Genomic DNA, 15254 nt, shown 5'->3' with positions numbered 1-15254 from the left:
CGACAGCGCAGCGACAGGGCTGGAAGCCGTCCGGCCCTCACCTGCCCTATCCCAATCCCATCCGCGTCAAGCAACTGGAGCCAGACGCCCATGACAAAAATCCCCGTCCATCTCGATATCAACGGCCATCGCCACGAGTTGCAGCTCGAACCGCGCGTGACGCTGCTCGACGCCTTGCGCGACCGCCTTGGCCTGACCGGCACCAAGAAAGGCTGCGACCACGGCCAGTGCGGCGCCTGCACCGTGCATGTCGACGGCGAGCGCGTGCTGGCCTGCCTCACATTGGCAGCCCAGGCCGAGGGCCGCACCATCACCACCATAGAGGGGCTTGCACGGGAGGGCGAACTGCATCCCGTGCAAGCTGCCTTCCTCGAACAGGATGCCTTCCAGTGCGGTTATTGCACACCAGGCCAGATCATGTCGGCGGTGGCCTGCATCCGCGAGGGCCATGCCGGCTCGGATGAAGAGATCCGCGAATACATGGCCGGCAATCTCTGCCGTTGCGGCGCCTACCCGCACATTGTCGCCGCCGTGCGCCAGGCAGCCCTGGAGGCCGCGTCATGAGGGAGTTTTCCTATCTCCGCGCCGCTTCGGCTGACGACGCACGCCAGGCGGCCGCCCTGCCCGGTGCCATGCTGCTGGCCGGCGGCACCACGCTGATCGACCTCGCCAAATGCGGCGTCGCCGAGCCGGAAATGCTGGTCGACATTACCCACCTCAAGGGGCTGGACAAGATCGAAGTGAACGAGCGCGGCGCCACCATCGGCGCGCTCGCCCGGATGAGCCATGTCTCCGATCACGCCGACATCAAGAGCCGCTTTCCCGCCGTTTCCGAAGCGCTGTGGCAGGCAGCCTCGGCGCAGATCCGCAACATGGCGACCATTGGCGGCAATCTGATGCAGCGCACGCGCTGCCCCTATTTCCGTGATCCCGCCAATTTTCCGGCCTGCAACAAGCGTGTATCAGGCAGCGGCTGTTCGGCGATCGGCGGCGTCACCAGGGGACATGCCGTGCTCGGCACAAGCGACGCCTGCATCGCCATGTACCCCGGCGATCTCGCCACAGCGCTGGTCGCGTTCGACGCGACGGTCCATCTCGGCGATCGGCGCATCCCCGTCGACGACTTTTTCCTGCTGCCTGGCAGCACGCCGGACCGGGAACACGCGGTCGAACCGGGTGAGATGATCACCGCCATCGAGATCCCCGGCTCCGCCGCCGCGCGCCGCTCGACCTACCTGAAGATCCGCGACCGGCAATCCTATGAATTCGCCGCCGCGAGCGCCGCTGTCGGCATCGAGTTCGAGGCGGACGGCCGCACCATCCGCGATCTGCGCGTCGCGCTCGGCGGTGTCGCGACCAAACCATGGCGGGCGCGGGCCGTCGAAGACGCGTTGAAAGGCAAGGTGCTGGAGCCGGACGTTGTCCGCGCCGCCAGTCGGCTCGCAGTCGAAGGCGCCGTCGACCATGGCGCCAACCACTACAAGATCGAGCTCGCGCCACGCATTGTCGCGCGCGCCATCCTCAAATTGGGAGAGACGGCATGACCATTCACACAAGACATGGTGACGCCTCGGACGGAACGCTGGCGCAAGCCGTTGGCGGCCGGCTGTCGCGCGTGGACGGCCCGGCCAAGATTACCGGTGCGGCCAAATATGCCGTCGAGCAGCAGCTCGAGGGCCTCGCCTATGCCGCGCTGGTCGAAAGCACGATTGCTTCCGGCAAGGTGCGTTCGATCGAGACAGCGGAGGCCGAGGCAGCGCCCGGCGTGCTCAAGGTGCTGACGCCGGACACCATCATCAGCCTCAGGACCGCGTCGGACTGGTTCGGCACGCCGCCGCCGGACAAACCCTACTGTCCGCTGGCGCACGACATCACCTTCTCGGGCCAGCATGTCGCGGCTGTCGTCGCGGAAACCTTCGAGCAGGCGGTCGCCGCGGCGGCACTCGTCAAGGTCAGCTATGACGAGACACCTTCCATCGTCGACCTCAGCGATGGCAAGGCCGGCGACGGCATTCCGATCGATGCCATGACAAAGGAATGGGGCGACGCGCAAACAGCCTTCGCCTCGGCGCCGGTGCGGATCTGCGCTGCCTACAACACGCCGCGCGAATACCAGGCGCCGATGGAACCGCACGGCCTGATCGCGCGCTGGGAGGGCGATCATCTCACCGTTTGGGAGCCGAGCCAGTGGCTGGACGGCATGGCCCGCACCTATGCCGAATGGTTCGGCGTGCCGTTCCAGAATGTGCGGCTGGTGTCGCCCTATGTTGGCGGCGGCTTCGGTTCGAAGGCGCTGGCACTCGGCCACGGTGCGATTGCCGCGAGTGCCGCCAAGATGCTCGGCCGGCCGGTGCGGCTGGTGATGACCCGGCCGCAGACCTTCACCGGCTATGGCGGCCGGGCCGCGACGCGACAGACGGTGACGATCGGCGCCGGCCATGACGGCGTCATCCAGTCCATCGTGCATGGCGGCGTCAACGAAACGTCGATCGACGGCATGTGGGTCGAGCCGCTGGGATCGGTCACCTCGATCATGTACGCGACGCCGAATTTCTCTTCGAAACAGAATGTCGTGCGGGTCAACAGCGTGGTGCCGGGCGCCATGCGCGCGCCGGGCGAGAACCCTGGCGCCTTCGGCATAGAAAGCGCCATCGACGAACTCGCCTACGAGGTCGGCATCGACCCGCTGGAGATCCGGCTGCGCAACTACGCCGAGCAGGATCCACACGTCAAAAAAGCCTGGTCGACAAGGCAGTTGCGCGAGGCTTTTGCCGCAGGCGCCGAACGCTTCGGCTGGTCAAGGCGCACGCCGCAGCCGCGCTCGATGCGCGACGGCAACCAGTTGATCGGCTGGGGCGTCGCCGCCGGCACCTATCCGGTGCGGCGCGCTTATGGCGAGGCGATCGTGCGCATCCTGGCCAACGGTTCGGTCGAGGTCGAAAGCTCCTCGATCGACATGGGCCAGGGCACCTACACCATCCTGGCGCAGACGGCTGCCGAAACCGTCGGCGTGCCGGCCGACGACGTGGTGGTGAAACTCGGCGATTCCCGCTTTCCCCGCGCCGGCGTCACCGGCGGCTCGCGGCTGGCCGGCGTGATGACCGGTGCGGTCCATAAGGCCGCCATCTCGGCGCTCGACCAGCTGGTGGGCTTGGCGATCAGCGACCCGCGATCGCCCTTCCATGCGCTGCAGGCCAACACGCTGGTGGTGAGCAACGGCCGCATCGGCTCGCCGCGCGGCGATGGCCCTGATGTGTCGGTCGCCGAATTGCTCAAGAGCGTTGGCCGCGACCATATCGAGGCGACCGGCGACACCATGCCGGCCAATTCGAGCGCCGAGGACCGCTACAAGAACTACACCACCATCGCCATGGCGCTGCCGCACACCGAGGGCGACTATTCCCGCTACTCCTGGTGCGCGCATTTCGTCGAAGTGCGCGTTGACGAGGATTTCGGCACGGTGCGCGTCTCGCGGATGGTGTCGGCGCTGGATTCGGGCCGGCTCTACAATCCGAAACTGGCCGAAAGCCAGTGGAAGGGTGGCATCATCATGGGGATCGGCCAGGCGCTCTTGGAAGAAGGCATCGTCGACCGCCGCCACGGCCGCATCGTCAACGACAATCTCGCCGACTACCTCGTGCCGACCAACGCCGACATTCCCGATATCGAGGTGATCTCGGTCGGCATCCCCGATCTGCATTCCTCGGCCCTTGGCGGCAAGGGCGTCGGCGAAGTGGCCATCGTCGGCGTCGCGCCGGCGATAGCCAATGCGGTGTTCCACGCGACGGGGAAACGGATCAGGGATTTGCCGATCACGCTGGAGAAGCTGATTTAGCTGGACGACGCGTGGTGTGAGGCGCCCCCCTCTGCCCTGCCGGGCATCTCCCCCTCGAGGGGGGAGATTGGCAGCTTCGGCGCTCTGCTAACTTTCTTTCCAGCGTTGATCATTGGCGAAAACGATGAAGCGAATAATCTCCCCCCTTGAGGGGGAGATGGCCGGCAGGCCAGAGGGGGGCGGCCAGGCGCAAGCCTCACCCTCCCCTCACCACTCCAATCCAAACACCAATTTCCCGAAATGCAGGCCGCCGGCGGCCATGTGGGTGTAGGCTTCGGCTGCTTCGTCAGGCGAAAACACCTTGTCGACGACCGGCTCGATCCCGGCTGCACCGATGGCACGGGCGGCGTCACGGAGGTCGGATGCCGATCCGGTGTTGTTGCCGACCACCTTCAGCGCCTTGATGATGATCGGCAGCAGATTGACCGTGACCTCGGCGCCAGTGACGAAACCAATGGTGAACAGCGTGCCGCCGGGCGCGGTGGCGTTGACCGCACGGGCGAAGGTGGCGGCGCCGCCGGTCTCGACGACTAGGTCCGCGCCGAGGCCGCCGGTCAGCTCCAGCACCTTGTCGTCCCAGTCTGAAGTCGCGCGGTAGTTGATCAGATGATCGGCGCCGAGTGCCTTCGCCCGCTCCAGTTTCTCGTCCGACGAGGAGGTGATGATGACGGTGGCGCCGAAGGCTTTCGCCAGTTGCAACGTGAAGATCGAGACGCCGCCAGTACCAAGCAGCACGACGACCGAGCCCGGCCCGACATTGGCGGCGCGGATCGCGTTCCAGGCGGTGGTGCCGGCGATCGGCAGCGTCGATGCCGCCTCGAAGGAGAGGTGCGCCGGGACCGGCACCAGCGCATTGGCCGGCAGCGCGACGTATTCGGACAGCGACCCCGGCAGCGAGATGCCGCGCATCTGCCTCATCTCGTAAGGCCGAGGCGGACCGCCGATCCAGTGCGGCTTGGCATGCGCGATCACGCGATCGCCCGTGCTGAACGTCGTAACGCCCTCGCCCAGCGCGACGATCTCGCCGGCGCCGTCGGCGACCGGGATGAGCGGAAAGGTCGGTCCGGGATAATTGCCGCTCGCCACCGCGACATCGACGAAGTTGAGGCTCGCCGCGCGCTGGCGGATCAGCACCTCGCCGCGCTGCGGTTCGGGGGTGGCGACGGTCGTGGCGCGGAAGGCATCCAGCCTGGCCTGGCTGAGTTCGATGGCTTTCATGGTTTCACTCCTGTGTGACGATTGATGGGTTGAGTGACCCTAGCTGCTGCGCTATCACTAGATAATCCTCGCCATTTACATTTGAGTATTGCGGATAATGCAGCAATCACACGAACCGGCGGCCCTTGCCGAAATGGCGGCCTTCGCGGCCATCGCCGAGGCGCGCTCCTTCACCAGGGCGGCGGCACGTGTTGGCCGCGACGCGACCATCCTGTCGCGGCGCTTGCAATCGCTGGAGGAGCGGCTGGGGGTAAGGCTGCTTCATCGCACGACGCGCAGCGTGTCGCTGACCGAAGCGGGCGCCGAATTCCTGGTGCGCGTGCGCGCCATCCTCACGTCGGTCGACGAGGCCGAGGCCGCGGCTTCCGCCCATGCCGGCGGCGGCCCGCGCGGCCTGCTCAGGCTGGCGCTGCCCGGCACGTTCGGGCGCATGTGGATCGGCCCGCTGCTGCCGCAATTCCTCGCCGAATTTCCCGATGTCCGCATCGAGGCCGAATTCTCCAACCGCTTCGCCGACCTGGTCGCCGAGAATTTCGACGTCGCCGTGCGGCTCGGCGCGCTGGAGGATTCGCGCCTGGTGGCGCGCAGGATCGCGACGCGGCGCCGGCTGCTGTGCGCCGCTCCCGCCTATCTCGCCCGAAGCGGCAGGCCGGAGACACCGCAGGCGCTGCTCGAACATTCCTGCCTGGGCTTCTCCGGCTTCCAGACCTTTCCGGCCTGGGAGATGATGGACCGCGAAGGCCGGCGCGCGCGCGTCGAGGTTTCCGGGCCGCTGGTCACCGACGATGCCGAGGTGCTGGTCGAGGCCGCTGTGCAAGGTGTCGGGCTGATGATGAGCACCGACTGGCTGGTCGGTCGCGAAATCGCCGATGGACGGCTGGTGCCAGTGCTGGAGGACTGGACGCTCGCCGACGAAGGCGCGGTCTATGTCGTCATGCCCTCGGCCAAGGGACAAGCCGCCAAGACCCGCGCCTTCGCGGACTGGATCGCCAAGCGCTTTTCGCCGGAGCCGCCGTGGCGGCGGTGAAGCTGCTAATTTCCTCTCTCGAAGGAGATTACGCGCTCCGCTCTCAGCCCGCCCGCAGGCGAAGCGAGCCGACAGAATCCAGCTTGAGCTCGCCGCCAAAGGCCGGGTCATCGACGCCGAGAACCAGCCCGCCATCGAACTGCTTGTTGTAGCCGGCATAAAGGCCACCGAAGCCGCCGGACGGGCCGTAACCCCAGCCATAATCGTCGAAGCTGCCGGGCGCAAAGGTCTGCCCGACCCGCGCGTCACCCCACGTGTATCCGGCCTGTGCGCCGAGATAGGCGCCGGACCAGTTGTAGCTAGAGTCAACCGGCAAATTGGCATCCGCTGCCGACGCCATGCCAGCAGCTGCGAGGATGACGGCCGCCGCGAGAGGAATGGTTTTCATGGTTTGTCTGCTGCCTCGAAATGCTGTGTTTGCCCGCGCCGAAAAAACCGGCGCGGGGTTGCTGGCCGGCGTGGCGGATCAGAACTTGTAGCTGAGGCCGACCCGGACATCGTGCGTCTGCAGATCGACGCTCGTCGCCGTCGGAAGACCGGCTGCTATTGACAGATCCTGGCTGCCGAAATCGGAGTACCGATATTCGGCCCGCGCGATCCATCTGTCGGTGAAGGCGTGCTCGATGCCCGCTCCAACCGTCCAGCCGACATGGCTCTCGTCGTGGAACGGTATTTCACCGCCGGGACCGGCGCTGATCGCGGTCACTTCATATTTGGCCGCAGCCACGCCGGCGGTGATGTAGGGCAATGTCCGGTCGAACGCATAGCCAGCCCGCAGCCGCGCCGATCCCGACCATTTGAGTTCGCTCTTGAGCAACGCGGAGACGCCACCGCCACCGGTGTCCAGGGGCGTCAACCCATCGGCATTGCTGTAGGCGATATCAGCCTCGGCGCCGATCACGAAGCTGTTCGCCATCTGGTAATTGGCGCCGATATGGATGCCGCCGACAAAACCGCTCGGATCGAGCGAACTGTTGAGGTCGGAGCCTCCGCCGAAACCACCGCCGGCGATGAAAAGATTGGATTTTCCGGCCGCGTAGCCGACGTCGACGCCGGCATAGAGGCCGGACCAGTCGTAGCCGGCAACAGGCGAAACTTCATTGATGTCAGCCGCACAGGCCATGCCGACAGGCCCGAGAATGAAGACTGTCGCGAGAAGAAGTGTTTTCATTTGTTTGTCTGCCGCCCCAAGGGTTGTGGCCCCGCGCGAAATGCTCACGGGGATCCAGCTGTTGTCGCGCCCCGGTGTTGCATTGTCGGCCGGCCACGTCTTGGGCTGGGCCGCACCTGAATTGTCCTGGAGAGCACTGCGACGCTTTCTCGGTCGGTGTGGCCATTCAGCCTCAGTCGATCGGCGGCCTGTGTTCAGCAGGGTCAGCATCGAGCCTGGTCGCGACCCGTCCCGGCTCCACGAGCGATTGGGAGGTGTTCGGCGGCGAGCGGCGGCTTCAGCCTATTGAGCCTGAACCGCGAGCGGCGTGCCCATGTCCGAGACGAGTTTGACGAGATCGGCTTGGCGCCTCGTGCCGGTTTTGGCGAAGATACGGTTGAGGTGCGTCTTCAGCGTGTTCTCGCCAATGCCCAGCGACACTGCGCTCTTCGAGGCGGACAATCCGCTGCCGATGCGCAGCAGGACCCGCGCCTCCGCCGGCGTAAGGTCGAACAAGGTGGTGAGAACGGCCTCGGGGAGCGGGGAAGAGGACGTCGTCGTCGACACGAAGACGGCGGCACATGCGGGCTGAAAAGCGGCGCGAGCCGTTCCTTCGCTCAACGGCAGCACATAGGCGACGGCTGGCGGCTGGCCCAGGGCCGAAACGGGCAGGCCAATGCCGCGGGAGCCAAGCAGAAAATCCGCGCTCGCCGCGCTGGCGATCGCTTCCAGCAGGGCGCGGGCCACTGCCGGATTTTGCACCTGGAGCACGCCGTTCCTGGAAAGAATGGGGCCTTGCGCGGAAAACATCCGTTCGGCGGCGCCATTGGCGTGGAGGATCGTTCCGTGTGCGCCGGTCAAAACAACAGGCACTGCCAGATGGTCAAGCGCCTGCCGATAGAGATTGGCGGTGACGCGGGCCTGATCGAGCAGATCTCCGATCAGCGATGCACGCCGCAGATGCGGCGAGAGCAACGCCAGGAAACGCTGCTCTTCGGCTGATATGGCGGCCCTGGTGGCCCGCGTGGTGCAACCCATCAGCCCGATCCGGTCCGGCGTGTGGACGAATTTGGTGATGCAGCCTTCGCGCAGTCCCTGCGGTTTGGCCCAATTCTGAAAAAACGGAGTCTGCTGGAGCTCGGCTTCGCTCATCTGCGACAGCGTCGCGACAGGACTGTCGACGTCGCCGACGACCGCAGCCTTCAGCCCGGGAATCGTGTCAAAATCATAGTCCTCCTGGAGGACGCGCATCTGCTCGGGATCCCAGGGCGATTGGGCCGCGAAGCGGCCTTGATTGCCGGCGGTGCTGGCAAGCGCGATGGTGGTATAGGCCGCATCGACAGCCCCGGTGATCCGGATCATCACCTCGGCCCAACCGTCGGGGTCCAGGACGCAATCATAGATATCGCCAATGATCGAACAGAGAACTTCGCTGCTCAGCCTCTCCACATGCCCCCCATTTTGCTCCGATCTCGCCTCGAAGGAATTTGTAGCGTCATACTTTCAGGTGACGCCACGCGCGGTCGATCTCGATTAAGGATTTGACTTCGCTCAGTTGATACCAAGCGGCTATTGTCGCTGGTTATTCTTGGAATGGGAAGCATCGCGCTCAATAGATTAGAGTTTGCGAATATATATCGGGTTGCACCATTGTCACAAAAGACGGTCTTTTCATCGGCTCAGTTGCCATCGCATCTCAGCGAACGAGATCGGTTTTCCCTCTGGCAGGACATCCATGTCGCGGAGATATGGTCGGTCGAATATGGCACATCGGAAAACCTGCCCTTCCAGGCCTCGATCGAAGCCACGGCCGTGGGAGAACTGGTTCTTGGCCAGATGTCCGGAACGATCAAGCATGCGACGAGGAAGGCGAGCAACATCGCCGACGACGACAATGACGGATACCTGCTGCTGATCAACAAGGCCGACACCCTGTTGTCCGGGGCCCAGGCCGGCCGCGAATACGGTGTCGGCCGGGGCGAAGCGGTCCTTGTCACGGCAGCGGAAGCGCTAAAAATGTCCGGTGCCGACAGCAATGTGTGGGCAAACATAGTGGTCCCGCGCGCCATCCTCACCCAGGCCTTCCCGCAGATCGACGACAGGCTGGCGTTGAAGATAGGCGCCGAAAGCGAAGCCCTCGATCTTCTCAAGCGCTATTGCCAGCTGCTTGAAACCGGCCGCTCCCTCGCCTCGCCCGATCTCGTAACGCACGCGACGGAAACGATCGTCGATTTGATCGGCCTGGTGACCGGCGCGAAAGGCCAGCGCGCCGAACTGGCCGGCCTCCGGGGCCTGCGCGCCGCCCGCCTGCAGGCCATCCTGGCCAAGATCGCCGACAATTTCGCCGACCCCGGCATCTCCGCCCAAGGCGTCGCACAAGAACTCGGCCTGTCGGCACGCTACGTCCACGACCTCCTTCAGGAAACGGGCACCAGCTTCTCCGAAAGGGTCCTCGAGCTCCGCTTGCAGCGAGCCCGCAAGATGCTCTCGCAAAGACACAATGACGACATGCGGGTCAGCGATATAGCTATGATAAGCGGGTTCAGCGATGTGTCCTATTTCAATCGCTGCTTTCGCCGCCGGTTTGGCCATACGCCGACGAGCACCAGATAGGGAACGCTGAACCGCGTTTCGCGCGTTCGCCTGCCCGACACCCCTACTCCGGCGACGGCACCGGCGGCTTCGAGGTCAGCGCCGTGCCGGCGGCCGCGACGATGACGGCGGCGATACCGGCCAGTTGCGGCAGCGTCAGGCTTTCGTGCAGGAACAGGAAGCCGGCGAGCGCGCCCAGCCCAGGCTCCAGGCAGGTCAGCGTCCCGTAGATGCGGGCCGGCATCCGGGTCAGCGCCACCATCTCCAGCCAGAACGGCAGCGCGCTGGAGAACAGGCCGACGAGCAATGCGCTGACCAGGATCGATGGCGAAAGCAGTCCCATGCCGGCCTCGGCCACGCCGAAGGGCAACACCAGAACGGCGGCGACCGTCATGCCGTAGGCGGTCGTGCGCGAGCCGAGTTCCGCGCCGGCCTTCTGGGCAAGCACGATATAGAGCGCCCAGAAACCACCGGCCGCCAGTGCCAGCACCACCCCCACCGGGTCGAGCGGCTGCAGCGAACGGATGAACGGCGACAACAGCACGATGCCGGCGACCGCAAGCGCGATCCAGCCAAAATCGCTGGCGCGCCGCGAGGTCAGCGTCGCCACCAGCAGCGGGCCGGAGAATTCCAGCGCCACGGCAACGCCGAGCGGAATCCTGGCAAGTGCCGCGTAGAACAAGAGGTTGAGTGCTGCGAGCGTCACGCCATAGGCGATGAGCCACGGCAAGGTGGCGCGCGAAGGCCGCATTTGCCACGGCCGCAGCACCGCGATCAGCATCAGTGCGCCGACGACGAGTCTGAGCGTCGTCGTGCCCTGTGCGCCGATCACCGGGAACAAGGTCTTGGCGAAGGTGGCGCCGATCTGGATCGACACCATGGCGCCCATCAGCGCCGCGACGGGCAAGGGCGCCGCTTCGCGACTGGCAACCGGCGTCGATGTCAATTGACTTGATCCTCCCATGCCGCCCGGCGAAACCTGCCCGGCAGCATGGCAATAGGGTGAACCGGCCCGCCTGTCGTGAGGCAGCGCGGATGCCTTGATAAGGGCACAGCCAGCCCGGCGAGCGCAATGCGGGCCTGGTAACCGCGCGCCTGGGTGTCATCGAGCGCTACGGGGAACCGTGACGCTGGAGAACCGCAGGGGTGGCGGGTTGGCGCAGACGGTTGTGTTTAACGCGGTGTGAGGCGCTGGCTCCCCACCTCCGCCTTGTGGGGAGGTCGGACCGCAGGTCCGGGTGGGGGTGCTGGCGCTGGCCTTGCAGCAGATAGGTCTTGCAGCGTCGCGCTGCCCCACCCCGTCCCGCAATCGCCGCTTCGCTGCGACTGCGAGCCAACCCTCCCCACAAGGGGGAGGGTGAAAAAGCTAGGCCGAGATCGCCATCGGCACGGCGCTCTTGTTGGGGATCTGGATGTCGATTTCCAGCGTCGACATGGTCTCGCCGCGGTCCATGGAGATTTGCAGGTAATCCTGGTCGATCTGCACATGCTTGGCGATGACGGCCATGATCTCCTCGCGCAGGATGGAGACGAGGTCTGGCTGGTTGCGGTTGCGGCGCTCATAGGCCAGCAGCACCTGCAGCCGCTCGCGCGCCACCGGCGCACTGGAGCGCCGCTTGAAGATGTCGAGCAGGTTCATGCCGCCCTCCTTCCCAAAAGACGATCGAGAAAGCCCTTGCGTTCGAAGGGCACGATGACAGGCAGGTCCTCGCCTTCCAGCCGCCTTGCGGCGTCGAGGTAAGCCTTGGCCGCGGTGTTGAGCGGCTCCGACAGCGTCACCGGCGCGCCGAGGTTGGAGGCCCTGAGCACATCCTGGCTCTCGGGGATGATGCCGAGCAACGGCACCGACAGGATCTCCAGCACGTCGTCGATGGAGAGCATTTCGCCCCGCGCGGCCCGCCCCGCGTCATAGCGGGTGACCAGCACGTGCTTGGCGATCTGCTCGCCCTGTTCGGCGCGCATGGTGCGGGCGTCGAGCAGGCCGATAATGCGGTCGGAATCGCGCACCGAAGACACTTCCGGATTGGTGACGATGACCGCCTCGTCGGCAAAGCGCATGGCGAGCTGCGCGCCGCGCTCGATGCCGGCCGGGCTGTCGCAGAACACATAGTCGAACACCGAGCGCAGCTTGTCGATGACCTCGCCGACGCCTTCCTCGGTCAGCGCATCCTTGTCGCGCGTCTGCGAGGCCGGCAGCAGGAACAGCGTGTCGACCCGCTTGTCGCGGATCAGCGCCTGCGACAGCTTGGCCGTGCCCTGGATGACATTGACGAGGTCGAACACCACGCGCCGTTCCGCGCCCATGATCAGGTCGAGATTGCGCAGGCCGACGTCGAAATCGACGAGCGCCACCTTCTTGCCGGTCTTGGCCACGGCCGCTCCAAGCGCTGCCGTCGAGGTGGTCTTGCCGACGCCCCCCTTGCCCGAAGTGACCACCACTACCTTGCCCATCAAAAAAGCCTCCGTTGTTATCGTTTGTTATCCCGTGCCGGCTTGCCGGCCTTTGTCTCAGTCAGCGCTTTAGCTCAATGTCTCGACACGAAGGCCCTCGCCGTCGAGGAAGGCCTGCACCGGTTTGCCGCGCGACACGCCTTCCATCTCCTCGGCGGTGATGTACCAGCCGTCGACCGACAAAAGCTCGGCCTCGTTGCGGCGGCAGAAGATGCGCGCGGCGGTGTTGCCGAGCGCGCCCGCCGAAGCGCGCCCGCGCAGCGTGCCATAGACATGGATCGAGCCGGCGGCGACGATCTCCGAACCGGACGCGACCGAGCCCAGCACGATGACATCGCCATGCGCATGCATGATCGCCTGGCCGGAACGGATCGGCGCCTTGATCATCAGCGTACCCGAATCGTAATGCGAAACCTGCGGCTCGCTTTCATCGGTCTTGCTTGCGCCAGCCTTGCCTTTGGCCGCGGCACCTGTGTCCGCACGGTCGTCCATGCGGTGGTCCGGCGCCCTGCCCTCGGCCTTGCCTTCCCTACCGGAACCCTCTTGCCCACCCTTGCGGCCCGGCAGCAGCCCATCCGTCGTCGCCTCCTTGGCGCCGACCAGCAAAGGCGGCAGTTCGGCGCCGAGCGAAGCTCCTTCCAACTCGATGGCATAAATGCGAATGCCGCGCGTACCAAGCTCCGCCACAAGCGACGCGATCTCGCTCGGCTGCGGCTTAAGCACATTCAAATCCAGCAGCACCGGCCGGCCGGCAAAATAGCCCGGCGAGTTGCCGATCCAATGATCCAGCCCCCGCAGCCACTCCGCCATGGGCGCTTCCGGGGTCAAGGTGAAAGCGACAAAAGAGCGGGCACGAAAGCGAATGGATTTGGCCTCGAGGGGAGCGGCAAAGGTCACGGCTGGCGAATCCTTACTGAGAGGTAAACGCTAGCGAGGGAATGGTTAACGAATGGTTAATGAGGGGGTGGCAGCTTGGCTGCTGTGCGAGAAATTGGACAACCGGCTAAACGCCAGTTGCGGCTGCTACCCGGCGACGCACTGAATGTCTTGATAGGGGCCGCAAGCGGGAGGTCGGCTTTCGAGCATCGAGCTGGCTTAAAGAGTCATTCAACTCGTGGCCTCAAGTAGCTCATCGACGCTTTTGCGTGGACGGCAGTCGTCCTTTGACCACCGCTTCTGGCGGCGCCGATTGGCGAGCCGCCTCGCCATCATTAGCCATGGAACGGAAAAGAAACCATTCAGCATCAGACTACCGCTTTTCGACGCACCTTTTTCGAACACGTCGGAACGAGCGCTTGTCGCGCAGCCCACGATGCCCCCATTGGTGAATCGGATCCATGAAGAGTCTGACAATACGCCACCGCATCCTCGTCAGTTTCGCTGCCGTTCTGGTGGTCATGTCCGTGATCGCCGTCATCGCGTACGCATGGTTTCTTCAGGCGGGGCAGGAGGCGACTGAGGTCGAGAAGGGCATCCTTCCAGACCTCTATCACAGCACCGCGATCATGATGGGCCAGATGACGGCCCATAGTCTGCTTCAGGAATACGCCCTTCAGGACAACCCATCGGATAGAAGCACGCTTGAAAGCGCGATCACGACCAATCGCGACCAAGTGCAGCGGTCGATGGACGACTATGAAGCAACAATCGTCTCCGACATCGACAAGCAGAATTATGCAGTCGTCAAAGAACTCGCCAACCAATTTCGTCTGGCTGAAACTGCTGTGCTGGACACAAGCCGGGCTGCCTTGTCGAAAGGTGAAACTCTCAATGAAAGCCCGGCCATCAAGAACACCATAGAGCCGATCTTTGTAAAATTGCAGTCCGCTCTGCAGGCCATGGTTGAGGATCACAGAGGCGAGGCAAACAGCGCGACGCAGCAGATCAGCTCGATTGTTAGAACGGCCGAAGTCGGTTTGAGCGTTGGCTTGTTGATAGCCCTAGGGCTAGCCCTTCTTTTGGGTTACCAGCTGTTTCGCGCCATTACAGGTCCGCTCACCCGTTTGGTCGACGCGGTTCAATTGATGCGGCAAGGCGACTTCAGCGAACGCCTCGATCTGAGGCGCCGAGACGAATTCAGCGTGCTTGCCGACGGCTTCAACGCAATGGCGGACGATCTCACAACCCTCATTGGTCAGGTTCAAAGGTCCAGCATACAGGTCGGCACGTCGATAACTGAGATCGCCGCCACCTCCAAGCAACAACAGGCAACTGCGACTGAAATCGCAGCGACCACGACAGAAATCCGCGCGACAGCCAAGGAAATCTCCGCCACATCAAACGAGCTCGTCCGCACGATGAACGAGGTCTCGACAGTTGCCGAGCAAACGGCTGCCGTCGCCGGCGGAGGGCAAGCGGGGCTAACCCGTATGGAAGAAACCATGCAGCAGGTCATGGAAGCGGCCGGTGCGATCAATTCCAAACTCGCGATCTTGAGTGAGAAAGCCGGCAGCATCAATCAGGTGGTGACGACCATAACCAAAGTCGCCGATCAGACGAATCTGTTGTCGCTCAACGCTTCCATCGAGGCGGAGAAGGCAGGCCAATACGGCCGGGGCTTTGCAGTGGTGGCGACGGAAATCCGAAGGCTCGCGGACCAGACGGCTGTCTCCACCTACGATATCGAGCAGATGGTCAAGGACATCCAGTCGGCAGTCGCGGCCGGAGTGATGGGCATGGACAAGTTTTCCGAGCAGGTCCGCCGGGGGATGCAGGAAATCCAGCAGGTCGGCGGGCAACTCTTCGAGATCATTCAGCAGGTTCAGGGGCTGGTGCCACGTTTCGAAGTCGCCAATGAAGGCATGCAAGCGCAGGCGACCGGCGCGGGGCAGATCAGCGACACGCTAACCCAGCTAAGCGAGGCAGCTCAGCAAACAGTCGAATCCCTTCAGCAATCGACGCTCGCGATCGACGAGCTCAATCAAGTCTCAGGCGGCATGCGAAGTAGCATTTCGAGGTTCAAGCTGAGAGCCTAGCGAGCC

14 protein-coding genes are annotated in these 15254 nt (G+C 64.4%); 6 read left to right on the top strand and 8 right to left on the bottom strand.

The window, feature by feature from the left end; genetic code table 11:
- Nucleotides 1-90: 90 nt before the first annotated feature.
- Genes X741_RS139010 through X741_RS139020 form a run of 3 tightly spaced genes read left to right on the top strand, consistent with a single transcriptional unit; the run spans nucleotide 91 to nucleotide 3835 of the window.
- Nucleotides 91-564 (top strand): (2Fe-2S)-binding protein, encoded by a 474-nt coding sequence (locus X741_RS139010; protein ID WP_023780488.1) that lies wholly within the window; start codon nucleotides 91-93, stop codon nucleotides 562-564.
- Nucleotides 561-1544 (top strand): xanthine dehydrogenase family protein subunit M, encoded by a 984-nt coding sequence (locus X741_RS139015; RefSeq protein ID WP_023780487.1) that lies wholly within the window; start codon nucleotides 561-563, stop codon nucleotides 1542-1544. The genes X741_RS139010 and X741_RS139015 overlap by 4 nt, the downstream gene beginning before the upstream one ends.
- Nucleotides 1541-3835, top strand: coding sequence for a xanthine dehydrogenase family protein molybdopterin-binding subunit (locus X741_RS139020; RefSeq protein ID WP_023780486.1), 2295 nt, complete (start codon nucleotides 1541-1543; stop codon nucleotides 3833-3835). The genes X741_RS139015 and X741_RS139020 overlap by 4 nt, the downstream gene beginning before the upstream one ends.
- 207 nt (nucleotides 3836-4042) lie before the next feature.
- Here X741_RS139020 and X741_RS139025 read toward each other — a convergent pair whose 3' ends face one another.
- Nucleotides 4043-5053 (bottom strand): NAD(P)-dependent alcohol dehydrogenase, encoded by a 1011-nt coding sequence (locus X741_RS139025; protein ID WP_023780485.1) that lies wholly within the window; start codon nucleotides 5051-5053, stop codon nucleotides 4043-4045.
- 97 nt (nucleotides 5054-5150) lie between these two features.
- On the opposite strand from X741_RS139025, the gene X741_RS139030 reads away from it, so the two are divergent.
- Nucleotides 5151-6080, top strand: a complete 930-nt coding sequence (locus X741_RS139030) for a LysR family transcriptional regulator (protein WP_023780484.1) — start codon at nucleotides 5151-5153, stop codon at nucleotides 6078-6080.
- Nucleotides 6081-6123: 43 nt separating this feature from the next.
- Here X741_RS139030 and X741_RS139035 read toward each other — a convergent pair whose 3' ends face one another.
- From X741_RS139035 to X741_RS139045, 3 genes are all read right to left on the bottom strand, one after another.
- Entirely contained in the window at nucleotides 6124-6468 is a 345-nt protein-coding gene (locus X741_RS139035; protein ID WP_023780483.1) for a hypothetical protein, read from the bottom strand.
- A gap of 78 nt (nucleotides 6469-6546) precedes the next feature.
- Entirely contained in the window at nucleotides 6547-7251 is a 705-nt protein-coding gene (locus tag X741_RS139040) for an outer membrane protein (RefSeq protein ID WP_031250617.1), read from the bottom strand.
- 282 nt (nucleotides 7252-7533) lie between these two features.
- Entirely contained in the window at nucleotides 7534-8592 is a 1059-nt protein-coding gene (locus X741_RS139045) for a LuxR C-terminal-related transcriptional regulator (protein ID WP_245272798.1), read from the bottom strand.
- A gap of 288 nt (nucleotides 8593-8880) precedes the next feature.
- On the opposite strand from X741_RS139045, the gene X741_RS139050 reads away from it, so the two are divergent.
- Nucleotides 8881-9843, top strand: coding sequence for an AraC family transcriptional regulator (locus X741_RS139050; RefSeq protein WP_031250616.1), 963 nt, complete (start codon nucleotides 8881-8883; stop codon nucleotides 9841-9843).
- A gap of 43 nt (nucleotides 9844-9886) precedes the next feature.
- Here the strand turns inward: X741_RS139050 and X741_RS139055 are convergent, their stop codons facing one another.
- The 4 genes from X741_RS139055 to minC form a co-directional block, all read right to left on the bottom strand.
- Nucleotides 9887-10768, bottom strand: a complete 882-nt coding sequence (locus X741_RS139055) for a DMT family transporter (protein ID WP_023780479.1) — start codon at nucleotides 10766-10768, stop codon at nucleotides 9887-9889.
- A 420-nt stretch (nucleotides 10769-11188) separates the two neighbouring features.
- Nucleotides 11189-11461 carry a cell division topological specificity factor MinE gene (minE, locus tag X741_RS139060; RefSeq protein WP_013894383.1) on the bottom strand — a complete coding sequence of 91 codons (273 nt, stop codon included), beginning with the start codon at nucleotides 11459-11461 and terminating at the stop codon, nucleotides 11189-11191.
- A complete protein-coding gene (minD, locus tag X741_RS139065; protein ID WP_023768931.1) occupies nucleotides 11458-12273 on the bottom strand; it encodes a septum site-determining protein MinD in 816 nt (271 codons plus the stop codon). The genes minE and minD overlap by 4 nt, the downstream gene beginning before the upstream one ends.
- Before the next feature lie 69 nt (nucleotides 12274-12342).
- Complete coding sequence (gene minC / locus X741_RS139070) at nucleotides 12343-13170, bottom strand: septum site-determining protein MinC (RefSeq protein WP_031250615.1); 828 nt, start codon at nucleotides 13168-13170, stop codon at nucleotides 12343-12345.
- A 440-nt stretch (nucleotides 13171-13610) separates the two neighbouring features.
- On the opposite strand from minC, the gene X741_RS139075 reads away from it, so the two are divergent.
- Complete coding sequence (locus X741_RS139075) at nucleotides 13611-15248, top strand: methyl-accepting chemotaxis protein (protein ID WP_023780477.1); 1638 nt, start codon at nucleotides 13611-13613, stop codon at nucleotides 15246-15248.
- Nucleotides 15249-15254 lie beyond the last annotated feature (6 nt).

Source organism: Mesorhizobium sp. LNHC221B00 (genome assembly GCF_000502935.1).
GTDB lineage: Bacteria > Pseudomonadota > Alphaproteobacteria > Rhizobiales > Rhizobiaceae > Mesorhizobium > Mesorhizobium opportunistum.
Note: the sequence above shows the minus strand (reverse complement) of the source record. Positions and strands in the feature narration are given on the sequence as shown.